This is a genomic window from Pacificibacter marinus (assembly GCF_018860505.1).
Taxonomy (GTDB): domain Bacteria; phylum Pseudomonadota; class Alphaproteobacteria; order Rhodobacterales; family Rhodobacteraceae; genus Celeribacter; species Celeribacter marinus_B.
On the sequence record NZ_JAHKPU010000037.1, the window covers coordinates 1 to 23,723 of the forward strand.

The 23,723-nt window shown below is 51.6% G+C and carries 21 protein-coding genes and 1 pseudogene; 9 read left to right on the top strand and 13 right to left on the bottom strand.

Features of this window, described 5'->3' with window-relative positions; genetic code table 11:
* From KO503_RS13625 to KO503_RS13675, 11 genes are all read right to left on the bottom strand, one after another.
* Positions 1-109 (bottom strand): DUF1028 domain-containing protein (locus KO503_RS13625; RefSeq protein WP_215992134.1); only part of this gene is annotated, 109 nt, incomplete at its 3' end.
* Positions 110-203: 94 nt separating this feature from the next.
* Positions 204-620, bottom strand: a complete 417-nt coding sequence (locus tag KO503_RS13630) for a RidA family protein (RefSeq protein WP_215992107.1) — start codon at positions 618-620, stop codon at positions 204-206.
* A gap of 59 nt (positions 621-679) precedes the next feature.
* The gene (locus KO503_RS13635) at positions 680-1,291 is read right to left on the bottom strand and encodes a glutathione S-transferase N-terminal domain-containing protein (protein ID WP_215992108.1); all 612 of its coding nucleotides are present in this window, start codon (positions 1,289-1,291) and stop codon (positions 680-682) included.
* Positions 1,288-2,289 (bottom strand): NAD(P)H-quinone oxidoreductase, encoded by a 1,002-nt coding sequence (locus KO503_RS13640; RefSeq protein WP_215992109.1) that lies wholly within the window; start codon positions 2,287-2,289, stop codon positions 1,288-1,290. The genes KO503_RS13635 and KO503_RS13640 overlap by 4 nt, the downstream gene beginning before the upstream one ends.
* On the bottom strand, positions 2,286-3,407 hold the full coding sequence (locus KO503_RS13645) for an ABC transporter ATP-binding protein (RefSeq protein ID WP_215992110.1): 1,122 nt from the start codon (positions 3,405-3,407) through the stop codon (positions 2,286-2,288). Before KO503_RS13645 ends, KO503_RS13640 begins: the two co-directional genes overlap by 4 nt.
* A complete protein-coding gene (locus KO503_RS13650; RefSeq protein ID WP_215992111.1) occupies positions 3,397-4,206 on the bottom strand; it encodes an ABC transporter permease in 810 nt (269 codons plus the stop codon). Before KO503_RS13650 ends, KO503_RS13645 begins: the two co-directional genes overlap by 11 nt.
* Entirely contained in the window at positions 4,206-5,060 is an 855-nt protein-coding gene (locus tag KO503_RS13655; RefSeq protein WP_215944541.1) for an ABC transporter permease, read from the bottom strand. Before KO503_RS13655 ends, KO503_RS13650 begins: the two co-directional genes overlap by 1 nt.
* A gap of 67 nt (positions 5,061-5,127) precedes the next feature.
* The gene (locus KO503_RS13660) at positions 5,128-6,153 is read right to left on the bottom strand and encodes an ABC transporter substrate-binding protein (RefSeq protein WP_215992112.1); all 1,026 of its coding nucleotides are present in this window, start codon (positions 6,151-6,153) and stop codon (positions 5,128-5,130) included.
* A gap of 240 nt (positions 6,154-6,393) precedes the next feature.
* Positions 6,394-7,329, bottom strand: coding sequence for a 2-hydroxyacid dehydrogenase (locus tag KO503_RS13665; protein WP_215992113.1), 936 nt, complete (start codon positions 7,327-7,329; stop codon positions 6,394-6,396).
* Entirely contained in the window at positions 7,326-7,772 is a 447-nt protein-coding gene (locus tag KO503_RS13670) for a type II 3-dehydroquinate dehydratase (protein ID WP_215992114.1), read from the bottom strand. The genes KO503_RS13665 and KO503_RS13670 overlap by 4 nt, the downstream gene beginning before the upstream one ends.
* Before the next feature lie 108 nt (positions 7,773-7,880).
* Positions 7,881-9,131 (bottom strand): flavin-containing monooxygenase, encoded by a 1,251-nt coding sequence (locus KO503_RS13675; RefSeq protein ID WP_215992115.1) that lies wholly within the window; start codon positions 9,129-9,131, stop codon positions 7,881-7,883.
* A gap of 673 nt (positions 9,132-9,804) precedes the next feature.
* Here KO503_RS13675 and KO503_RS13680 point away from each other — a divergent pair.
* The 7 genes and pseudogenes from KO503_RS13680 to KO503_RS13710 all read left to right on the top strand — a co-directional run bounded on the left by KO503_RS13680 (position 9,805) and on the right by KO503_RS13710 (position 17,604).
* Positions 9,805-10,770 (top strand): TRAP transporter substrate-binding protein, encoded by a 966-nt coding sequence (locus KO503_RS13680; RefSeq protein WP_215992116.1) that lies wholly within the window; start codon positions 9,805-9,807, stop codon positions 10,768-10,770.
* Positions 10,767-11,567, top strand: coding sequence for a maleate cis-trans isomerase family protein (locus tag KO503_RS13685; RefSeq protein ID WP_215992117.1), 801 nt, complete (start codon positions 10,767-10,769; stop codon positions 11,565-11,567). The genes KO503_RS13680 and KO503_RS13685 overlap by 4 nt, the downstream gene beginning before the upstream one ends.
* Positions 11,564-12,076 (top strand): TRAP transporter small permease, encoded by a 513-nt coding sequence (locus tag KO503_RS13690; protein WP_215992118.1) that lies wholly within the window; start codon positions 11,564-11,566, stop codon positions 12,074-12,076. Before KO503_RS13685 ends, KO503_RS13690 begins: the two co-directional genes overlap by 4 nt.
* Positions 12,073-13,353, top strand: a complete 1,281-nt coding sequence (locus KO503_RS13695; protein WP_215992119.1) for a TRAP transporter large permease — start codon at positions 12,073-12,075, stop codon at positions 13,351-13,353. The genes KO503_RS13690 and KO503_RS13695 overlap by 4 nt, the downstream gene beginning before the upstream one ends.
* A gap of 221 nt (positions 13,354-13,574) precedes the next feature.
* Positions 13,575-14,894, top strand: a complete 1,320-nt coding sequence (locus tag KO503_RS13700) for an MFS transporter (RefSeq protein ID WP_215992120.1) — start codon at positions 13,575-13,577, stop codon at positions 14,892-14,894.
* Positions 14,895-15,067: 173 nt separating this feature from the next.
* Positions 15,068-15,295 (top strand): annotated as a pseudogene (locus KO503_RS13705) (bile acid:sodium symporter); the annotation flags it as partial.
* A gap of 332 nt (positions 15,296-15,627) precedes the next feature.
* On the top strand, positions 15,628-17,604 hold the full coding sequence (locus tag KO503_RS13710; protein WP_215992122.1) for a TonB-dependent receptor plug domain-containing protein: 1,977 nt from the start codon (positions 15,628-15,630) through the stop codon (positions 17,602-17,604).
* A 32-nt stretch (positions 17,605-17,636) separates the two neighbouring features.
* On the opposite strand, the gene KO503_RS13715 is transcribed toward KO503_RS13710, so the two are convergent.
* Complete coding sequence (locus tag KO503_RS13715; RefSeq protein WP_252731093.1) at positions 17,637-18,041, bottom strand: MarR family winged helix-turn-helix transcriptional regulator; 405 nt, start codon at positions 18,039-18,041, stop codon at positions 17,637-17,639.
* Positions 18,042-18,382: 341 nt separating this feature from the next.
* Positions 18,383-19,051 (bottom strand): TetR/AcrR family transcriptional regulator, encoded by a 669-nt coding sequence (locus tag KO503_RS13720; protein WP_215992124.1) that lies wholly within the window; start codon positions 19,049-19,051, stop codon positions 18,383-18,385.
* Between the two features lie 170 nt (positions 19,052-19,221).
* Here KO503_RS13720 and KO503_RS13725 point away from each other — a divergent pair, with 170 nt between their 5' ends.
* Positions 19,222-20,376, top strand: coding sequence for an efflux RND transporter periplasmic adaptor subunit (locus KO503_RS13725; RefSeq protein ID WP_215992125.1), 1,155 nt, complete (start codon positions 19,222-19,224; stop codon positions 20,374-20,376).
* A 21-nt stretch (positions 20,377-20,397) separates the two neighbouring features.
* The gene (locus KO503_RS13730) at positions 20,398-23,505 is read left to right on the top strand and encodes an efflux RND transporter permease subunit (protein ID WP_215992126.1); all 3,108 of its coding nucleotides are present in this window, start codon (positions 20,398-20,400) and stop codon (positions 23,503-23,505) included.
* Positions 23,506-23,723 lie beyond the last annotated feature (218 nt).

The window sequence follows — 23,723 nt, forward strand, 5'->3', positions numbered from 1 at the left end:
CCTTTGCGCGCGCAAAGGAACACCGTGCCGCAACTGCTGGGGATGACGATGAGATTGCGACCCCGAACATACCGGTGTCAGGGCAGTGGCCAATGATAGAAAAAGTCATGTAATCTCCGAGGGGAAGGGGCGAGGGGGGCGTGGCTGTGTTCAGGCTTAGCGCAGAAAGCAGCGCTAGGCCTTAAGGTTCCAAACTATGAAAATCAGTCGGGAATGACCGCTGTGGCATCAATTTCAACCAACCACTCAGGGCGCGCTAAAGCGACAACCACAAGCCCTGTGCAGACTGGGTACACGCCTTTGATATAGTCACCCATCGTTTTGTAAACGGCTTCGCGGTGGCGCACATCTGTCAAATACACGACCAGTTTCGTAACGTGACGCATCTCGCCGCCGCATTCTTCTACAAGTTGGCGAATGTTGCTCATGACCTTGTGGGTTTGCTCTACAGGGTCGTTGCTTTGGATGTTTTCGGCCGTATCCAAATCTTGAGGGCACTGACCACGCAAAAATATTGTCGTCCCGCCTTTGGCGATAACGGCTTGCGACAAATCGTTATCAAGGTTTTGCTCAGGGTAGGTTTCTTTTGTGTTGAATTTGCGGTGGCGGATATGTGGCATCGGAATGCTCCTTTTTATATCGCAGTGATCATTTTTGGCCGGCTAAGGTCCGGAGATATTCAGGCCGTGGGACGGGTGGCTATCAAGGCGGGGTTTTTCTCAAACGCGGCGTGCCAATGCGCCAAGGCGGGCCGCTTTTCTTTCCAAGACAGGTCAGGGAAACGAAAGCCAAGCCAGCCAAGGGCGCAGGCATAGCTGATGGCGCCGATGTCTTGGCAACCAGCATCTGGAATGTCGGCTTCCATAGCGTCGAGCGCATCCATGATCTTTTCGGTTTGCTTTTCGATCCACAGTGGCCAGCGGTGCTGTTCGGGACGCACCAGCGTTTCGTAGCGGACCAGCAATGCGGCATCCAGCAATCCATCGGCAAGGGCTTGGCGTTGCAACGCTGTCCAACGGGGGACACCTGCACGCGGGAATATCGCGCCATTTTCTTCAGTGTCGAGGTATTCGCAAATCACGCGACTGTCATATAACACAACACCGTCTTCAGTCTGAGCCGCAGGGACTTTCGCCAGCGGATTAAAGGTCTGAATGCGTGTGTCTCTGTCCGTGGGATGTGCAGCGCTGTCGAGCACCTCGATGGAGTCCTCAATCTGCAACATATGCGCCACAACCATCACCTTGCGTACGAATGGTGACGCCGACCCCCAATAGAGTGAAAGCTTCATAACGGCGCCTTTTGCGTTGCCAAGACGATCTTGCCAATATTGTTGCCACTTTCCAAAAGCCTGTGTGCCTGCGCCACATCGTCTAAGGCAAAGGTTTGGGACATCACGGGGCGGACGTCTTTGTTGGCGATGAGGGGAAGAAGCTTTTCACGAATGTTTTGTGCGATCTCGGATTTTTCCGTATCGCTTTTGGGGCGCAGTGTGGATGAGCTAAGCCAAAGACCTTTTCGCATAACCAACCCAAGATCCACAGACGCGATCATGCCCGTCATAAATGCAAGGCCGATGTGGCGCCCACCCTGCGCCATGCAGGCAAGGTGCTTGTTGATCATATCGCCACCAAGAATGTCGAGAACGACATCCACCCCGTAACCGTCAGTCACGCGCATAATCTCTTCGGTGATATCCGCTGTGCGGTAGTCAATGGCGTGTAGGCCCATCTGACTTAGTGCAGCACATTTCTCAGCACCGCCTGCGGTGACAAAAACGTCAGCCCCCCAAGCCGTCGCGAGTTGCGACGCGAGTGTGCCTATACCGCTGGCCCCCCCTTGAATTAAAACGCGATCGCCCGCTTTGAGGGCCCCACGATCAAAGAGATTATGCCAAATCGTGAACAGACCTTCAGGAAGTGCGGCAGCCTCTTCCTTGGTTAGTCCCGCTGGAATTGGCAGGCAGTGATCTGCCTTTGCAAGAACGTATTCAGCATATCCGCCAGCTTTGACCAAGGCCATCACATCTGTGTTCTCGGACAGACCCACCACCCCCTCACCTAGGCGTGTGATGGTGCCTGAGACTTCTAGCCCGAGGATGTCAGAGACGTTTGCGGGTGCTGGCAAAGCGCCTGAGCGTTGCATAATATCCGGTCGATTAATACCTGATGCTGCAACGCGAATAAGCACCTCTCCGGCTTTTGGTACGGGGATGGGGCGCTCAACAAGTTCGAGAACCTCTGGTCCGCCAGCTTTGCTCGCAATCACGGCACGCATTGTATTGGTCATTCGACCTCTCCATTCAATTTATAGATTGCAGGGCCACGGGACGGCAACGCGATACCGACTTTGGTGCCTGCCTTTGGCGCTTCGCTTGCTGGCACACGTTGCATCACGCGATTGTCCGCGGCGGCGCAGTCAAGATGCACTTCGGCATAACTGCCTTGATAGACAGTCAAAGCAACGGTTGCGGGGATGCTTCCGGCCTCTCCGGCTTGCGTCAATTTGCATTGCTCAGGACGGACAAATAATGTCACTGGGCCTAGTTCGGGAAGATCATCCTGATACGTTTCCAACTGCAACTGTGTTGTGCCAACCGTGAGACGCACAGAGGTCTCGTCGCGGTCCATAAAAGTGGCAGAAAACAGATTTGCGTCGCCGACAAAAGTTGACACAAATTGGTTCTGAGGTCGGTCGTATATGTCGGTTGGAGACCCGATTTGACGGATCTGCCCGCGAGACATCACAGCGATGCGGTCAGACATGCTCAGGGCCTCGCTTTGGTCGTGGGTAACAAACACTGTGGTGAGGCCGAGACGGGTTTGAATCTCTTTGAGTTCGACTTGCATCGCTGTGCGCAGATTCCGGTCCAGCGCAGAAAAAGGTTCATCCAAAAGCAGGACCTTTGGGCGAATAACCAAGGCCCGCGCAAGCGCAACGCGTTGCTGTTGACCGCCCGAGAGTTGATTGGGTTTGCGGTCTGCAAAGTCTTCAAGCTTGACCAATTCCAATGCTTCACGCACGCGTTCGGCCGTTTCCGCCTTGGACACGTGGCGCGTGCGCAAGCCGTAGCCAACGTTTTGCGCCACGTTCATATGCGGGAATAAAGCATAATTCTGGAACACGATTCCAATTTCACGCCGGTGTGGTGGCACTTGGGTGACAAGGTCGCGATTGATAAACAATTCGCCACAGTCCGCCTCAAGAAAGCCTGCGATCAGATTAAGCAGCGTGGTTTTTCCGCAGCCTGATGGGCCCAGCAAGGTGAGAAACTCACCTTGGCGAATTTTCAGCCAGACAGGTTCTAGCGCGACGGTTCCAGAGAAAGACTTGCCAACACCATCGATCTGAACGGCTGGATGTTGGGGCTTGTTCTGTGGAACGCTGGGGGAAATCTCATTCGACATTGAGGACCTTTTCAAGACGGAAGAATTTATGCACGACGAGGAGCAGGGCAGCGACGGCGATGACGTAGATGACAGAGACGGCAGCCAGCGTTGGGTCGGCGTATTCGCGGACGTAGTTGTACATCGCGACGGGGAATGTTTGGGTGCTTTGGTTCACGACAAACAGTGATGCCGTAAACTCGTTGAAGGACAAAATGGCCGCAAAAAGAGCGCCAGAAATCAAGCCCGGCACCAAAAGCGGAAGCGTAATCGTCAACAAAACACGCAGCGGTGCCGCGCCAAGGCTTTCTGCGGCCTGTTCAAAGCGGCGTTCGAAGTTTTGCAAGGAAACGTAGACAGAACGGATCACAAAAGGCAGCACGATGATGACATGAACGCCAATCACCAGCCAAATTGTTCTCGGCAAAGACGCCGCAGTGGACAGGATAAGCAAACCAAGACCAATGGTGAAATTGGGAATGATCAAGGGTGACATGAGAATGCTGTTCAGCAGCGATTTTAATGAGAACTCATAGCGGTTCAAAACATATGCAAAGCCTGAGCCTGCGATCATGGCAACTGTCGCGCCAATGGCCGCAATCTTAAGTGAATTGACCAGTCCTTTACCAAAGTCTCGATACTCAATGGCGTTCGTATACCAGCGTAGAGACCAGTTTTTCGGGGGAAAGGATAGGATTGCACTGTCGTTAAAGGAGGCGATGAAAACCACCAAAAAGGGCAGCAGTACAAAGCCGAGGATCATGGTCAAAAGAATGCGACCACTCCAGTCTAGCAGATGATCAACGAGAGACTTTTTCATTATGAATGCGCTCCGAACTTTTCCAAACGGCGAATGCCGGTGTTAAAAATTGCAAGCACTGCGATGGTGAACAGCAGCCCGACCAGAGACAACGATGCCGCGAGGGGGAAGTTGAACGATGCAAAGCCAACTTGGTAAACCAATGTGGAAATGGTCTGTACCTTGCCGCCGCCAATCATTTGCGGTGTGGCAAACGCCGAGAACGTCCAGGCAAATGCAGTTGAGGTGGCTGCGGCGATGCCGGGTATGGATAGGGGCAGGGTGATGCTTGCAAAAACGCGCACACGGCCAGCGCCAAGTGAGGTTGCGGCGCGCTCAAGGTTCAGGTCAATATGCGACAAAGCGGCCGCCAGCATTACCACCACAATTGGCAATGTAAAATGCACCAATGCGATAACAACGCCTGTCATGGTAAACATAAAGTTGATGGGGGCATCGATGAGCCCCATTTGCATTAAAGCCGCGTTCACAAAGCCACGATTGCCCAGCACAATGATCCACGAATAGGTGCGTACAATTTCGCCTAAGAATAGCGGAGTGAGTGAGATCAACAGGATGGCACTGCGCAGCTTGACCGATTGCGCACGCACCATTGCATAGGCAAGCGGATAGCCGATGAGTAAGGTGAAAATCGCAGTCCAAAAACAGAGCAATACAGTGTTCAAAAACGCTTGCCCGTAGACCATTTTCCAAAGCGTCGTAAAGTTATCGAAAGTGAAACCGCCGGGGTCGAGTGATCCGGGGACATAAGCCCTGAAACTGTATTGTACGATCGCAATAAAAGAGGCGGTGATCGCAAAGGCAATCAAGACCGAGGGTAGGGAAAACCATCCAAGAAAAGGGCGTTTCGACATTAAAAAAGGCTACTCTGTTTGAGGGGGCCCAGCAGTTTAGACTGCTGGGCTGTCGTCTTGGTCAGGCTTAGTTGCTGGAAATCATGTTTTCCGAGAACCATTGACGCCATTCGGCAGTTTTTTCTGCACGAAGATCATGTGGGATGATAAGCGTTTCGCTTTCCCACTGCTCGGGCGTCGTAAAAATACCAGGGAGCGCTGCGATCTCGTCAGGAAGTACGGCGTTTGAGACAACCGGGCTGCCTTTTTTGATTTCAGCGATTTTCGCTTGAACTTCAGGGTCAAGAGCGGCGTTGATGAACTTATACGCCAACTCTTCTTGATCCGTGCCAGCCGTGATGCCCATTGTATCGACACCCAAAACAGCACCTTCAGCAGGGATCGCAATCTGTACGTCTAAGCCTTCTGATTGCATGTGATATGCGTTCATAGACAGCATGACTTGCACAGGTGTTTCGCCCGTTGACAGCAATTGCTGTGAGTTTGCATCATTGGTGTAGAAGGCCTTAAAGTTGGGCTTGAGGGCCATCAGCTTATCGGAAGCATCCTGCCAGTTTTCAATGTCGACGCCTTCAAGCTTGGCTGCGACGGAAATGATATGCGATGGATCAAAATCAGGTGCCGCGATTTTGCCTTCTAACTCTGGCGACCATAGGTCATTCCAGCTGTCGAATGTCATGCCTTCTGGTACTGAATCAGGCAGATAGCCGATGGTATAGACATATGCCCATGCGCCGATATGAGCGGGGCTGATTTTGGCTTGCTCTACAAGGTTTTCTGCGTTCGGAATTTTGGACATATCCAATTCTTCAAACAACCCGTCATTGGTATAAAGCCAACCAATGTGTGATGTGGTGAAGGTGACATCGCTTTCCGGCATATCCCGATTCAGCTTTGCTTGGTTCAATCGGTCGATAGTGCCGCCGGTGATGAATTCGACTTCGACGCCTGTTTCTTCAGTGAATTTCTTGGCAATGGTCTGGTCAATCAAGTCACGAAAGCTTCCGCCCCAACTGCTGACTGTCAATGTTTCAGAAAATGCGGCAGGGGCAAACATGCTGATTACAGCAGCGGTTAAGAGTGGTTTTCTCATTTTGAACTCCGGTTGGGTAAGTGACATTATGTCTTGTAAAACTGGTGTGACTGCCCATCCGAGGAGGGACCGTCTCTTAACCTGAGCCTGTGGGAATGGCGACGTTTATAAAAATCACAAATTTCAAACCGCTACTAAGCTTTTACCACTCTAGGGGCTTAATGTTATGATTCTAAACCGAAATAATCATACTTGGCGCTGCGGTGTGAGGGTGCGATCACAAAGGTATATTTAAAATGCCTAATATCCACGCACTCTGGAAACCTCGTTGCTCAATGCATCGCCGTTTTGAACAGCTTTGATGTTGGCAGCAATTTGTGGCGCGGCACTTTTGGGCAGTGCAACTGATGCGAGATGTGGGGTGATGAGCACGTTGGGGATCGACCAAAGCGGATGTTCAGGGCCTAGCGGTTCCGTTTGAAAAACATCCAAAGTCGCGCCAGAGAGGTGACCTGAGCGCAGCGCCTCGATGAGTGCGGATTCCGCCACGACTTCGCCACGCGACACATTAATGAAAGCGGCGCCGGGTTTCATCGCGGCAAAGCTGCTGGCGTCAAGGCGCTCGCGGGTCGTTGCCGTTAAAGGTAGCATACACACGACTATATCTGCGTCCTGCAGCACCCCATCAAGGGCTTCATCGCCGCAGTGGACTGTTACGCCTGACAGTGTTCGAGGTTTTGTGGCCCAACCGTGTGTGTCAAAGCCTTGGCGCGCGATTTCACTTGCTGCAAGCGCCCCGAGTTGCCCTAACCCTAGAACCACCACCTTAATGTCACTGGCTGCGCGGGGATGTTTATAAGCCCATTCCTGACGCGCTTGAGCGGCCTCGAAATAAGGGATGTCGCGTGCGTGACGCAGGACAGAAAACAACACAAAACTTGCCATCATCTGGCCCATTTTAGGATCAGACAGCCGTGTGATCGGCACATCTGGCAGGTCCTCTCGGGCCACGAGGCGATCCACGCCAGCCCCGAGGTTGATCACCAACTCAAGGTTCGGAAAACGATCAAAAAAGCCTAAGGGCGGCATCCAAACCAATGCAAACCGGACATCATCGACCTTGGTAACGGCGTCTGCATTTTCGATGCGAACCTGATCGCCCAAGTGAGGCGTCAATGCATCGCGCCACGCATCAAACGGATCGGGTTTACTATAAAATACCAGACTGTCTGTCATGCTTTAGGATCCTTGATCAGTGTATTCATTGCCGTGAGCCCCAGAAGATACCCTTGCACCCCCAGTCCCGCGATCACGCCAGTTGCTGCTTTGGAAATGAATGAGTGGCTGCGAAAAGCCTCACGTTTCCAAATATTGCTCATGTGACATTCGATTATGGGACCGTCAAAGGCCAGCAATGCATCAAGAATGGCGATAGAGGTATAGGTTAGCCCTGCGGCATTGATGAGAATTCCATCACAACTCGTACGGGCTTCTTGAATCCAGTCAATCAGCACGCCCTCGTGATTGGATTGGCGAAAAATAAGTTTGAACCCGAGATCTTCAGCGCAGGTCATACAGGCAGATTCAATTTGCGGAAAACTATCGTTTCCATACGCCCCTTGTGGATCAAGGCCATATAAATTGGCGTTGGGGCCGTTGAGAAACATGACAGTTTTCATTGTATAATCCTTATGGTGTTAAGGCCGCATCAGCATCATCAGATGTTGAGACGGCCGTTTGTTATCTTTGATAAACCAAATCAGATACCTGAGCGCAGGTCTCGATCGTTATTCTGCTTTATACGCTACGTAATTCCGCTGAACGCCGATATGGGTCGCGATATATTTCGCATCGTACCAGCATCCGTAGATAAAGGATGATGCACGGTTGGTCAGTTCTGGAAGCCCAAGGAAATAAATCCCTGTTTCTGCAGAAATCCCGCGTTTGTGAAACGGCGTGCCATCTGGATGGAAGGCATCTACCTGCATCCAACTGAAATCGAATTTGAACCCTGTTGCCCAAATAATAGTCGTAATGCCAGCCTCTTTCATGTCGAGATCAAGTATAGGATTGGTGACGCACTCGGGGTCGGGTTGAACCTCCCATGCCTCAGGTTCCAGCGGAAGATCGATGCCATTACGCTCGACATATGCATCTGCCTCTCTGAGAACGTCGAGATAGGCTTCGTCGCCTTCCTTGATGTTTTTCACAAGGTCTTGGGCGAAGGTTAGTACGCCATCTTGATAGGCTTTGGTGATGCCAAGCACAGTGATGCCCATGTTACCCAAACGGCGGAAATCAATTGTTTTACCGCCGTCATATCCACTGACCGCGAAAGCAACGTGCTTTTTCTTTGCTTCAGTTTTGATCTCGTCCCATTTGCCCAGAACGCCAAGCCACCACACATAATCGCGCCCACGGTAAGAGCGGGGAGGGCGGTAGTGCTCACCTATCGACAGATATACTTTGCGCCCATCCCGTTGCAGTTCTTCGGCAATTTGCGACCCAGATGCGCCACCGCCGACAACCAGAACGGCACCCTTGGCCAATTGGTCGGGGTTCTTATATGCAGAAGAGTGGATTTGCTGGACGTCGGATGTTTCGGGGACAATCTTAGGATAGAGCGGCACTTGGAATGGGCCTGTCGCTGCCACAACACGCTGAGCTTCAATTTCGCCTTGTGAGGTCGAGACCATAAAACCGGGACGACCCTCGCAACGTTTGACGGATTTGACTTCGGTATTGGTGCGCACAGGAGCATTGACCATCGCTGCATAGTCTTCAAAATAACGCGCCATGCGTTCCTTGGGGGGGAATGTCTCAGGGGATACGTCGTCGAACTCAAGACCGGGGAAACGATCGTGCCATGCTGGTCCGTTTGCCACCAGTGAATCCCAGCGTTCGGATCTCCAGCGCTCTGCAATTCTGCTGCGCTCAAGAACGATATGTGGCACACCCATTTCAGTGAGGTGTTCACTCATTGCAATCCCAGATTGCCCCGCGCCCACCACAAGTGTATCCGTTTTTTCGACTGTCATATTTATATCCTAGATTTATTTTCCCAGCGCGACAGCGAGCGTGCCCATCTGTTCAAGGTGATGGAAGCGTTCCACTTTGACTGGTTTGGAATTTCTTTGAGATGACACTGCGCGTATCGATCTCGATAGAAAAGAAGGAACTTCCAAAGTAGAGAGTAGCCAAAACCCTTCTTAGGCTTTGCTGTTTTTGAGAAGCATTACGTGATGAGGCGCTCACTGAGCGCTACTGTCCATTCTGTTTGAAAGCTCTTTTTTTTCTAAGGCCGCTCTATGTATTCGTCACGCATCACAAACGCGGCGCTTCAGGTGAACGGTCTTCAAAAAAGATGATATTGACAGTTATCGGCACCGATTATTTCCAAAAATTATGCGTAAATATTGTGCGTGATTAGGCAGAAAATTTTCTAACCTGCGGGATCTCGAAGTGCGGTGTTCTTTATTTGCATTTAATTTCAATTGCTTAATCGCCTTCATGTGGGTGTGGCTTCGTAGAAGATAGGTTTTCTGTAATTGTTGGAGGGTGCTGCAAGAGGCAGCATCGAAAGTGAGATTGAGTTTAAGGCCAATTTTGGAGGGGCTTTAAAGCCGCCCCAAAAAACCTGTTTTGCCCGATTTCCAATTCAAAGCGTCCACAAGGACACTATTGCCTCATGCACACCAACGGGAGTTCACAATGAAACCTATCACACTTGCTTTTGCCGCGGCATTGACCGCGTTTTCAGCCCTACCGGGGTTCGGAGAAACAAAATTGACTATGGCGGTCGAAACACCGCCGGGCGATCCATTAAACGTCATGCTGACAGCCTTTAAAGACGACTTGCTGGTGTCAGAAGGGTTCAGTGTCGACTTCTTTGAAAGCGGTGCTATGGGCAATGAAACGGCCCTGACGGAACTGTTGCGTGCAGGTCAGTTGGATGTTGTTCCTTTAGGCTCAGACATCGTTGAACTGGATTCCAAGTTTGCGATCTTTGATTTGCCTTTCTTGTTCGATGACAAAGACACAGCACGCACTTTGCTTGATGGCGAGCTTGGCGGCATGTTGGCTGACTCTTTGCTTGAAACAAACGGATTGAAAGTTCTTGCCTTTGGTGAGTTGGGCTTCCGTGCGATCAGTAACTCAGTACGCCCCATCGAGACACCTGCTGATCTTGCTGGGCTAAAGCTCCGCACGCCTGGGTCGCAGACACGTATCATGGCATTCCAAGCACTCGGCGCGGCTCCAACGCCTTTGGCATTGGGCGAGGTCTATGTTGCTTTGCGCCAAGGGGTTCTGGACGGTCAAGAAAATCCCCTTTCAGTGGTCAAAGAGTTTTCCTTTGACGAAGTGCAAGAATTCATTTCGCTTACCAATCACGTCTACACGCCCATTACATTGACAATGGCTGGCTCAGTTTGGGATGCACTTTCACCAGAAGAACAAGAAAAAGTCATGGCGTCCGCACAAGTGAGTGCCGCGGCCACACGCACTTTGTCTGACGACAGTGACGCATCTTTGGTTTCTGAGTTCACCGAAGCAGGTTTGAAGGTGAATACACCTGACTTGGCACCGTTTAAAGAAGCCGCTGCGCCTTTGCGCGATGAGTTCGCGCAGATTGTGTCACCAGAATTCATGGTCGCTGTAGAGGAAATGCTTCAGTGAGTACGCAAATTAACACGATAAATGGGGGCCGTATGGCCCCCAAATTCACCTATGATGGCAATGGTGATCGCTGCCGCATTGGGCTGATTTTTATGGCGTCCTCTATTGTCATGGAAGCTGAGATGTGGGCCATGGCCCCAAAAGGTGTTTCCGTTCATACAACGCGGATAAAATTGCCAAAGGTAACTGTCGAAGGCATTCAGGCGATGATGGATGCGCCTGAATTGGAACAAGCTGCACGCCTTTTGGCGTCTGCTCCGATCGATGTCTTATGCTTTGGTGGTACCTCTGCTTCATTTTTGCATGGTACAGCCTATGATCAGGCGCTTATTGCAAAGCTAAAACAATGGGCGCCGGGGATCGAAGTGAATACGGCCTCAACGGCGTCATTGGCTGGCTTAAAAGCGGTTGGAGCCGAATCCGTCATTCTAGCAACGCCCTATGTTGACGAGGTTCACAATCGTGCCATCCGGTTCCTTGAAGAAAATGGTCACCCCGTTGTCGCCAGTCGCAATCTGAAAATCGACACGGATCAGGCTTTGGCTGAAGTGCCTTTGCAAAAAACTTTCGACATGATTTGTGAAATGGACACGCCAGACGCAAATGCAGTGTTCATCAGTTGCACGAATTTCTTAACAGCTGGATTGATCGACGCTGTCGAAAAGGAATTGGGAAAACCAGTTGTTTCTGCTGTCCAATCATCGTTTTGGCATGCACTGCGTCTTGGCGGTGTTGCGGATGATTGCCCCGGATACGGCGCACTTTTCCAGCATGGCTTACCTGAGGTGAGAAAATGAACACGGTCATCACCTTTATTCGAGGAAACGCGGCCAAGGGACCTATCGCTAAGATAGCAATTCATGGCACTGAAATGCTCGCTGCGGCGCTGATGGGTTTGATCGTTGTTCTTGTGTTGGCGAATGCGCTGGGACGATATATTTTCGACAATCCTCTGCCATGGAGCGAAGAAATCGTTATGACAGCGATGATTTGGGTCGCTTCCGTTGGTATACTTTTGGGGGTCTTACGCGGGAGTTTGATCTGCTGTGATGTTTTGGTCATGCGCCTGCCAGCCCGTGCGCGCCGTATACTTGGTGTTGTTTGTGGCGCTATCGGCAGTTTCACGCTGGCCTTTTTCGCCTTGAAAATTGGGGCTTATCTCAACCTCTTTGGCACGGATGTTACTCCGATCCTAAGAATGCCAAAAGGTCTTGGTATTTCAGCTCTCATGCTGAGCATGGCGGGAATGGCTGCCGTGTTGCTGCTTCGCACTGCACAAACAGCCTTCGGAGGTCGTTCGACATGATGGGTCTCGCTGCTGCAACAATCGTAACACTGTGTGTTTTTGCGCTCGCCGGTTTGCCAATCATCGTGGCTTTGGCGGCGTCAGTTGTGGTCTTTTTGACCTTTTCAGGGGGGTGGATGCTGGCGATGCCACAACAGACATTGGTCGGCTTATCTGATTACATCTTGGTCACATTGCCTTTGTTTATTCTGGCTGGCGGTATCATGAATGCTGGCGGAATAGCGGATCGCCTATTCGCGTTTGCCAGCGCGCTGCTTGGTTGGATGCGGGGCGGTTTGGCGCATGTAAATGTCGCTGTCAGCTTGATGTTCGGCGGTATGATAGGCACCTCCGTTGCAGATCTTGCAGGCAGCGGGTCTGTTATTATTCCAAAGATGAAGGAAGCTGGTTATCCTGGCCCATTCGCGGCAGCGTTGACCGCGACATCATCTGGTATCGGGGTCTTAGTGCCTCCGTCATCGCCAATGATCCTCTATTCAGCAGTGACAGGAACGTCACTGGGCGCAATGTTTCTTGCGGGAGCCATTCCGGGACTGCTTATGGCATTGGCCCTTATGACGACGATTGGTTTCCTTGCACGATATCATGGCTGGAAGCCCGCGCAGGGATTTTCTTGGCTGCTTTTGCTCAAGACCGGTCGGGCGGCAATCTTGCCGATGGGGATGCCTGTGTTGATCCTTGGCGGATTGGTCTTTGGCCTGTTTACGCCATCTGAGGCGGGTGCCTTTGCTGTCGCTTATGCGCTCTTTCTAGCTATGATCGTATATCGTAGCCTCGACTTTCGTGGGCTTTACCGCGTGGCTGTAGATGCCGCGATTTTGACGGGTGAGGTCCTCATGGTCGTCGGATTGTCTACGGCTTTAGGGTGGGCCTTGTCCCAAGCCCGCGTGCCTATGGCTTTGGCTGAGGTGATGACGGTTCTGTTTCCGTTTGAATCGGTGGTTCTTCAAATTGTCTCGTTGCTGTTGCTTGCATTGATTGCAGGCATGGTGCTGGATCCCTTGATCCCAATGATTATGCCTGTCTTGCTGCCGTCGTTGATGACGTTGGATGTGGATCTGGTCCATTTCGGGGTTCTGATGGTGATGACCGTTGCGATCGGACAGGTGACGCCGCCTGTTGCTCTTGCGCTTTTGGTGGCCGCTCGAATTGGGAATGAAGAGGTGATGGCGGTGACCCGTGCGAACACAGCTTTCCTGCTCACGATGGTTGGATTGCTGTTGATCTTGATACTCGTGCCATCCTTGTCGCTTTGGCTGCCAAGTTTTCTTATGTAAATGCCTCGGTTGGGTGTCGATTGAACAAGGGGCAGATCATCGATTTTCCCTTGTCTTTCGGCCTTTGGGGCAACGCGATTGAAGCGCAAACATCGAAAGATGTTTGCCTGTGTTACTTGAAACGGGCAATTTTGGATGCCCATTCCTTGATCTAAAACATCTACCATATTGGTAAATGTCTATCGCCTTTGTTTTAGAGGCCACCAACATTTGAGGTCATTATGCTGAGCATTCTTTCCAATCGTACATATCGAAACCTCTTCGCGGCACAAGTTGTTGCGCTTTTGGGAACGGGGTTGGCGACAACTGCCTTGGGCCTTTTGGCGTATGACCTTTCTGGCGCGAATGCGGCCAAGACGCTTGGAATCATTTTTACCATCAAGATGATCGCATATGTTTGTGTCGCGCCAATCGCGGGCGCTATTGCCGTTCGGATGGACCGTCGCCGGCTGCTGATAGGCCTCGATATTGTGCGGGCAACATGTGCGCTTGCATTGTTTTTCGTAACGGAGGTTTGGCAGGTTTATCTATTGATCTTGGCGCTGCAATCCGCCTCGGCTGCATTCACACCGACATTTCAAGCGACATTGCCAGATGTTCTTCCCGATGAAGCTGAATATACGCGCGCGCTATCGCTATCGCGATTGGCCTATGATTTGGAAAATATTTTGAGCCCGACTATGGCGGCGCTTTTGCTGCTTGTGATGAGCTCTGGATCGCTCTTTTTAGGAACTGTGGCTGGCTTTGTAGGGTCTGCCTTGCTCGTCGCGTCTGTGGTGCTGCCGTCTGCCACTGCTGCCAAGCCAAGCAAGGTTTTCGGTGGCATGGCGCGAGGGTTTCATATCTATTTCGCGACACCACGCCTACGCGGATTGCTTGCTTTGAACCTTGCGGCCTCGGCTGCGGGCGCGATGGTTTTGGTCAATACAATCATTGCTGTAAAAGACTTGCTTGGTCTGTCTGATAGCGGACTTGCGTGGACAATGTTTGCTTTCGGAGCGGGATCAATGACGGCGGCACTTGTTTTGCCACGTTTTCTCACAAGGGTCTCTGATCGTCTGGCGATGATATCGGGTGCGTTTTTGATGCTGTTCGCCTTGGTCGGTCTGTGTCTTTTGATTGCGATAAACGGCTTAAATTGGGCCTATTTGCTCGGGGCTTGGGCGCTTGTTGGATTTGGTTACTCGGTGGTGCTTACCCCTTCGGGGCGCATTTTACGGCGCTCGGCCAACCCAGAGGACCGCACGGCGCTCTTTTCAGTGCAATTTGCCTTAAGCCATGGTTGTTGGCTCATAACCTATCCGCTGTCAGGATGGGTGATGACGACCTTTGGGATGATCCCTGCCTTGCTGGTGTTGGCGAGCCTGACGCTTTTGGGGATCATAATGTGTCTCGTGCAGTGGCCTGCAAACGACAAAAGCCAAGTCGGGCACACGCATGCGAACCTGCCATTGGATCATCCGCATCTCAACGGAAACCGCACACATGAACATGCCCTCGTGATAGATGAGCTACATCCTTACTGGCGGACGCAGTTCTAGGGGGTATCCAAGGTGAGACCTGTGGGCATGTCAAAAGGGCGATGACAGGTTGTCTTGGAAGTGGAGCATCCTTGTTTTAGCCCATGACGGGGGGCATGTCTTTGTAGGGCATTAAGCTAGATCCTGCGTCGGTCAAAGCAGGGTTGCTGATAGCAATGGGGAACTTGCCGCCATCCGACATAGCCGTTTTATTCTACTGCGGCTCAACCAAAAGCGTGGCAACGGGCTTGCCCATAGCAACCGCTTTGTTTGCATCAGATGTCGTGGGGGCTATCGTTTTGCCATTGATGATTTACCATATGTCGCAGCGCATCGTATGTGCATTCGTATCCAAAAAACGATATTCCAACCATGGCGAACGCACGTCAGCCTTCGCCGCTAGACGTCCTTTAATCATTTGAGTGATATCGCAGATGGACCTGCGGATCTTATAGTCTCGACGGCCTCTATGGACATGGCTGGTCTTCTCAGCTGTTGATGCGCTTTTCGTGTGCTTTGAAAGCCCCAGTCTTCGTTCGTGATGTCGGCGTTCTTTATCCCAAATCAGGAATATTTACAGGATGTGTCCAGAGAGTCTGTGCAGATTCATAAAGTGTGACTTTTTTGCTCAGGATTAACACTAACCGTCAACATGCAGTTGCATGTAATGATTTCGCATCATAGGGAAAAGCCGCCGAATATGCGTAGCCAGAGGTTTCCTCGAGCCAAATCTCATCTCTTGGAAGGGTCTCTTATGACACATCAAAAAAAATCTGCGGTAACCCAGCTCATGTGCGGCACGGCGTTACTCGCTTGTACCGCAACCGGATCATTGGCGCAGGACGTTCTGTCTCTCGATCCTATCGAGGTGCGCCGCGTTGATCCGCTTGGCGATGCTGCTGATCACGCAAGCTCTGTATATGTTTCCGAAGCTGAACTCGACCGCGCCGCCATGGGAGATCTTAAAGATCTCTTTGCGGGCATATCGTCCGTTTCTGTCGGGGGCGCGATCCCTGTTGCGCAAAAAATCTTTGTGAATGGCGTCGATATGCTTAATCTTGCTGTCACAGTGGATGGCGTGTCGCAAAACAACCGTACATTTCACCATGTCAGCGCCAACGCGTTCGATCCTGCTTTGATGAAATCCGTGCGAGTTGACCCTGGTGTCGCGGGGGCCGATGCAGGGCCAAATGCAGTCGCAGGGGCCGTGGTGATGGAAACTGTGGATGTGGCAGATTTTCTAGAAGACGGTGACAACTTTGGCGGTCAAACGCGTTTGAGCTATAGCGATAATGGTGCAACGGCTGCGATCTCTACAACCTTGGCCACACGCAAAGGCGGATTTGAAGCGCTAGGGTATTTTAAATACGCATCGGGCGATAACTATACCGATGGTGGCGGTGATGAAGAACTCGGGACAGAAACCGATCTTCAAAGCATGTTGGTTAAAACAGCTTATGAATCGGACGCAGGGCATCGTTTCGAATTTTCAGCACAGCAGATGAGTGATGCAGGGCTGCGCAACTCGCAGGCAAATTTCGGCTACACAGGTCGAGATTTCGTTGTCTATGATACCCAACGCACAATCGTTTCCCTGCAGTATGAAAACGTTTATGGCGGCGGCATGTGGGACCCATCTGCATCCATCGGCTTTTCTGAAAACCAAGTTTACGCGCCGATCACGGAAGACAGCCACGGGACCTCAAACACGTTTAACGCCAAAGTGCAAAACATGTTTCACTTCTCTGACGTGAGCACGCTGACCGTTGGTGCGGACTTTATTCACCAAACAAATAGTTATGACACGGGCGCGAGTGGCTATGAGACCCAAGAAGAGAGGAAGAACCTTGGCCTCTTTGCTCAATTGCGCGTTGAACCGACAACGCAATTGAAGCTTTCCGCAGGTCTGCGCGCGGACTGGCAAGACTTTACTGGTGCATATGACGATTATGAAGATAGCGTTTCTGGTTTGAGCGGCAATGCCTCAGCCGTTTATGAAGTCGCGCCGGGCCTGACTGTGAACGCTGGTTATGCGAGTGTTTTCGGCGGCATCCAACTTGAAGACAATTACCAATTTTGGGACCGCGTCACTTATCTTGCAGACACGGGGCGCGATCTTTTGTGGGATTACACCGACTTGCAATCATCACGCGCTGAAAACTTTGTGATTGGTATTGATTACACCGCAGGGAATTGGGCTTTGGGGGCAGATGTGTTCAAAACGCATATCTCGAACGCCCGCAGTGATGAGGGCACACTGGATTTTGAAAGTCGCGGCTTCAACCTGCGCAGCACATACGATTGGGGCAATGGCTTTGCTCGGTTCTCCTTTACCCGTTCTGAAGGCAAGATTGATGGTGAGCTGGTGGAAAGCTATTACCTGATCGATCACGGAATGCCGCTAGGTGATATACTTGCACTTGAAGTCCAACATGAGCTTCCAAACGCGAACTTGCTCATCGGCGGCAGTATTGATGCGGCACTCAGCTACAATACAGGCGTGGATTACACGGCAACAGCCCCAGCCTATACAGTTGTAAATGTCTTCGCAGAATACACGCCCCCAAGCATGAGCAACCTGACGGTGCGCGGCGAAATTAATAACCTGTTTGACGTCGATTACGCAGATCGCGCCACATATGGCAGTGACTATGGTGATCTTTATGCCAGCGTCGAAACGCTTGACGAACCGGGCCGCACGATTTCATTGATAGCGACCATAGATTTCTAAAGCAGCAGCTTAAATCACGACCACAGGGCGGCTCACTCAGATTCGTCCTGTGGTAGAATTTTGATCATCATATGTTCTAATTCATAAGCTTCATCGGTGGTAAATCGATGTGCAAACTCAGCTTGAATAGCTTGCACATAGATCGGCCAGATGCGGGCATGCATGCCCAAGCCTTCTTCTGTCACAAACAAAATTTGCTTGCGCCGACCGTCAGACAAATAAGTTCGACGAATGAAACCGGCTTTTTCCAGTCGCGATATATGCCGAGATAAAGCATATTGGGGCACATATAGCTCTTTCTCTAATGCGGCCATCGGATGCCCTTGTGCACCTGCTTTTTCAACATTCAGCAAAATTTCAAACCAAATAGGGTCAGAAATCCCTTCAGCCTTCAGAGGCTTGGCTATCTTGGGGTGTAAATTTCGATGCGCACGCATTAAAAAAAACCAAAGACGGTTGTATGCAATGGTTGGATCGTCATCCCCGAAAAAATCGGCCCAATCTGTCGGTGTCTGTGACATAGCGCTCTCTCAAAGTTTCATACTCTGTACCGTTTTGTCACGAGAGCGACCAGAGCTTGTATTTCCCAATGATCTTTGACCGAAAAACTCTGTGGCGAAATGTATCGCAACAGGCGATTTATTGCAGGCTCCCGCTTTAAAAATTCGACAATGAAAAGATAGAGTTTGCTGCTTTGCATATTCGGCAGAGAGATAGATTGGACGCGGGAAAGCAAACTGGGACGAAAGATCAAACATCACAAGTTTGCACGGCGCGTTTAGGGCGTGATACCGCGCAGAAATATCGCAATGGCAAATTCGCGCCTCTGCTCTACTTCACGTTCGGACAGGGGCGGGGCGTCAGGGTGTAAAAGGCGCGTGAGTGGGTTTTCAAAGACCATGTCCAACAATATGTCCACGGCCATATCTATGTCGGGTAGAGGCAAGACAAGTTCCCCCCTTTCGATGGCGCAGACAAGCTCGGCGCGCAAAAAACCAGCCAATGTCCCTCTGCTCGACGCATAGAGTTTACGAGCCAAGACGGGATAGGTTCTCGCCTTAGCAACGGCAGATCTTAAGATCTCGAGTTTGTTCCAGTTTTCTTCAGACGGGGCATTGATGCGCAACAACAGCGACAGTCTTTCACTGAGCGGGCGTTGTGAATCTTCGGCTTTGAGGGGCAGAAAAAAACTGCGCGAAAAGTTAATGACAGCACGCACAAGCAAATCGTCACGACTTTCGAATAGTTCATACACGGTGCGTTTCGACATGCCTGCTTTGGCGGCGATCACGGCCATGGTCACATCGTCAAATGGTGTTTCCATAAGAAGTTGCGCTGCCGCTCTCAAAATGACGGCTTCGCGCGCCGCCTGTTTCATTCGCGGCGGACGTCCGCGACGCGCCTTATCGCAGCATGAGAGCTCCGTGCTGGAATTATCATCACTCACTCTGGTCTTACTCCTTGAATCCGCACATGACACTTTACAAAACTATCGGGTTTTCTTAAGCATGGCGCAAGTGCGTATTTCCGCTTACCGTTTAAAACGAGAATCGTCGCGACAAAACTTCCGCGCCATATTCGTGCCCTGCGATCACTTAATTTTTGGAGCTATTTCTAATGCCTCATTCTCTTATTGCTCCACTGAGCCGAATGACTGCCGCCTTAATTCTTGCCACAAGCCTTCCTTTGGCTGCTGTATCGCAGGATGCGCCGCCCCCAACGCCTGTAACTGTTGTCACTCTTGAAGCGAATGATGTGACGTTGACCGCATCTTTGCCTGGCCGCGTCGCCGCATCGTCAGAGGCGCAAGTGCGTCCGCAAGTGAACGGACTTGTTTTGGAGCGCCTCTTTGTTGAAGGGCGGCCAGTCGAAAAAGGTGATCTGCTTTACCGCATCGATGCCGCTTCATATGAGGCTCAAAAAACATCATCTGAGGCGCTGCTTGCCCAAGCCAATGCCTCGCTCAAGGCGGCTCAACTCGAATTCGACCGACAGCAAGAATTGAAATCGCGCAGCGTGGTGTCTCAACAGAATTTTGACAATGCAATTTCTGCACGAGAAATCGCAAGCGCCAGCGTTAAAGTCGCCGAGGCCAATGTGCTTGCGACTGAAATTGATCTGGAACGCACGGCCATTCGTGCGCCGATTTCTGGAGTTGTTGGGTTGAGTGATGTCAGTGTTGGTGCGCTTGTGACCTCTGGTCAGGCGACGCCGCTGACTGTGATCCGCACGCTTGATCCAGTCTATGTCGATGTGACGCAAGCCGCAGCCGATATGTTGCGCTGGCGGCGTGCACAAGGGGGGGCTGGGTTTGCAGAAGACCTTGGCCAAGTTGTTAAACTTAAACTCGCCGATGGCACAACCTATGAGCATCAAGGCGCACTTTCCGCCGCTGAACCGCATGTGGACGAAGGCACGGGAACGATCTTGCTGCGCCTGTCATTCCCCAACCCTGATGGGTTTTTGTTGCCAGGCATGTATGTGCAGGTTGATATGCCAGAAGGTGTTGTAAAAGATGCTGTTTTGGTGCCTCAGCAGGCGGTAACACGCGATCGCCGTGGCGAACCATCAGCACTGGTTGTGAATGCGCAAAACGTCGTCGAGCAACGCAACCTCACTGTGTCTAGCGACCACGGTTCCAATTGGGTTGTGACTGCGGGCGTTGCTGCAGGCGACCGCGTCATTGTTTCAGGTCTGCAAAAAACGGCACCTGGTGCGACAGTGACTCCGCAAGAGCAAGAGTCCACTGTCTCTTCGGCTGACAACAACTAAATTCAAATTTGAGAGCATCCCATGGCACGATTTTTCATTGACCGACCTATCTTTGCGTGGGTGATCTCAATTCTGATTATGGGCCTCGGCGTGTTGTCGATATACACGCTGCCCGTAGCACAATACCCACAGATCGCCCCGCCGTCGGTGACGATCAATGCATCCTACCCCGGTGCCTCTGCTGATACGGTGGCCAATACGGTCACGCAGATTATCGAGCAACGGATGACAGGGCTTGACGGGATGCGGTATGTTTCTTCTTCGTCCACATCATCGGGGTCCGCGTCGATCACACTGACGTTTGAAACCGGCACCGATCCAGACATCGCGCAAGTTCAGGTGCAAAACAAACTCGCACAGGCGACAGCCTTGCTGCCCGAAGCGGTGCAGCGCCAAGGCGTTACTGTTCAAAAGTCCTCTGCGGGCTTCTTGATGGTGATCGGTTTGATTTCTGATGACGGCAGTTTGGATCAAGCGGATTTGTCCGACTACCTCAACTCAAATCTTGTCGATGCGTTCAGTCGCATTGAGGGTGTCGGTGGCACACAGGTGTTCGGGGCGAAATACGCCATGCGGATCTGGCTTGATCCGTCCAAATTGGCCGCATTCGACATGACGCCTTCAGATGTGGTTGCCTCTGTTTCATCCCAAAATGCTCAGATTTCTGCAGGGTCATTTGGCTCCCTTCCTTCTGTCGAGGGGCAGGCCTTTACCGCGACGATCACCGCACAATCGCTTTTGGAAACACCAGAAGATTTTCGCAACATCATTCTGCGTTCCGATGCAGATGGCGGGTTGGTGTTGTTGGAAGACGTGGCCCGTGTCGAAATCGGCGCAGAAAACTATATGACAATCGCTCAGTACAACGGCAAGCCAGCATCAGGCATGGCTGTTCAGTTGGCTCCGGGTGCCAATGCGCTGGATACGTCGAAACTCGTGCGTGAGAAAATCGAAGAATATGCTGAGTTTTTCCCCGAAGGCGTAAGCTATGTTATCCCATATGACACCACGCCATTCGTCGAAATTTCGATTCATGAAGTGCAAAAAACACTGCTTGAAGCCATCGTACTTGTTTTCTTCGTGATGTTGCTTTTCCTTCAAAACTTGCGCGCGACGCTTATTCCAACGCTCGCTGTGCCCGTTGTTATTCTTGGAACATTCGCAATTCTTGGCGCCTTCGGCTTTACCATCAATGTGCTAACGATGTTGGCCTTGGTGCTCGCCATCGGTTTGCTTGTGGATGATGCGATTGTTGTTGTCGAAAACGTTGAACGCATCATGGAAGAAGAAGGGCTATCGCCCCGCGAAGCCACGCGCAAATCCATGGATCAGATCACCGGCGCATTGGTCGGGATTGCTTTGGTGATTTCTGCTGTGTTTATTCCGATGGCATTCTTCGGCGGCTCCACTGGGGTGATCTACCGGCAGTTTTCGATCACCATCGTTTCGGCCATGATGTTGTCTGTGTTGGTGGCTCTGACGCTGACGCCTGCGCTTTGCGCCACATTACTGCGCAGCAAAGATACTCATCACGTCAAACGTGGTCCTTTCGCATGGTTTAACATCGCCTTTGAAAAACTCTCTTCTGGTTACGGCTGGACAGTGAACTACGTCATCCGTCGGCCACTGCGGATGCTGCTTGTCTATGGCCTCATGGGCGGGGGAATTGTCTGGCTGTTCATGCAAACGCCAACAGGGTTCTTGCCGGATGAAGACCAAGGGATCATGCTCGCGCTTGTTCAAGGCCCATCAGGCACCACGGCCGAGAATACGCTTAAAGCCACGAAGCAAATTCAAGACCATTTCTTGAACACTGAAAGCGAAACAGTCGACTCAGTGTTTAGCGTAGTAGGCTTTTCGTTTGCAGGTGCGGGGCAGAACAACGGCTTGGCATTTGTTCGGTTGAAGGATTGGGAAGAACGCCACAGTCCTGCGCAATCCGTGCAAGCGATTGCTGGCCGCGCCTTCCCTGCGATGATGGGCATCAAAGAGGCGCTGGCCTTTCCAATTGTCCCACCTGCAGTGACGGAATTGGGCAACGTTTCAGGCTTTGACTTCTACTTGCAGGCACAGAATGGCCAGACCCACGAACAGCTATTAGAAGCACGCAATGCCGTTTTAGGCATGGCAGCACAAAGCCCGCTTATTGCCTCTGCGCGCCCATCTGGGCTAGAGGATGCGACCCAATACAAGTTGGACATCGACTGGCGTGCCGCTGGGGCGATGGGGGTTTCGCCCGCCAATGTTGGCAACACATTGGCGATTGCGATGGCTGGAACTTATGTGAATGATTTCAATGATAACGGGCGTACCAAGCGCGTCTATATTCAGGGCGAAGCGGAGGCCCGTGCAACACCGACCGACCTTCAAAGATGGCGGGTGCGCAACTCTGCTGGCGAATTGGTGCCATTCTCAAACTTCTCCAGCGAACGTTGGGTTTACGGGCCTCAAGGGCTAAACCGGTACAACGGCATTCCGTCAATGCAGATCCAAGGATCTCCGGCTCAGGGGGTCTCCACCGGCGAAGCTATGTTGGAGATCGAAAGCTTTGCAGACAAGCTACCTGGTTTTTCTGTGGCATGGACGGGGCTGTCGCTAGAGGAGCGTGAATCCGGCTCGCAGGCCCCTATGCTTTACGCCTTGTCGCTGGCTGCGGTTTTCTTCTGCCTCGCAGCACTTTACGAGAGTTGGTCGATCCCGTTTTCTGTAATGCTGGCGATGCCTGTCGGGATTCTTGGAACACTCTTTACCGCATGGCACTTTGGCTTTCAAAACGGTGTATTTTTCCAAGTTGGCCTTTTGACTGTCATCGGCCTGACAGGTAAAAACGCCATCCTTATTGTCGAATTTGCGCGAGAACAGGTCGACAGTGGCAAAGAACTTTACGACGCCGTTTTGACAGCTGCTCGTTTGCGGTTTCGCCCGATCATCATGACGTCATTGGCGTTTTCTCTGGGTGTTGTCCCACTTGTCCTTTCCTCTGGTGCTGGCTCGGGGGGACGCCGCTCTGTCGGGGCTGCCGTGTTGGGCGGTACAATCACAGGGACATTGCTTGGCATTCTCTTTGTACCGTTATTCTTCATTCTGATACGTAAGACGTTGAGCCGACAGGTGCCACAGGCTGATTAAACGTGCTGACTTGATCGCGAACTGCCGCATGACTTTTGGCATGTGAATGGCTCCAACAATCCTGATACCAAGCGCAACAACGGTTGGTGTCAGGATTGGGGCACGGCTTTGCATTTACGAATACCTATATCGGTGTCGCGATTGCGCTTGGCCATCCTTTGAGCATGTCCGGCATTCGAATTACTGGAGTCGCAATGCTTGATTTAAAATCCGCCGCC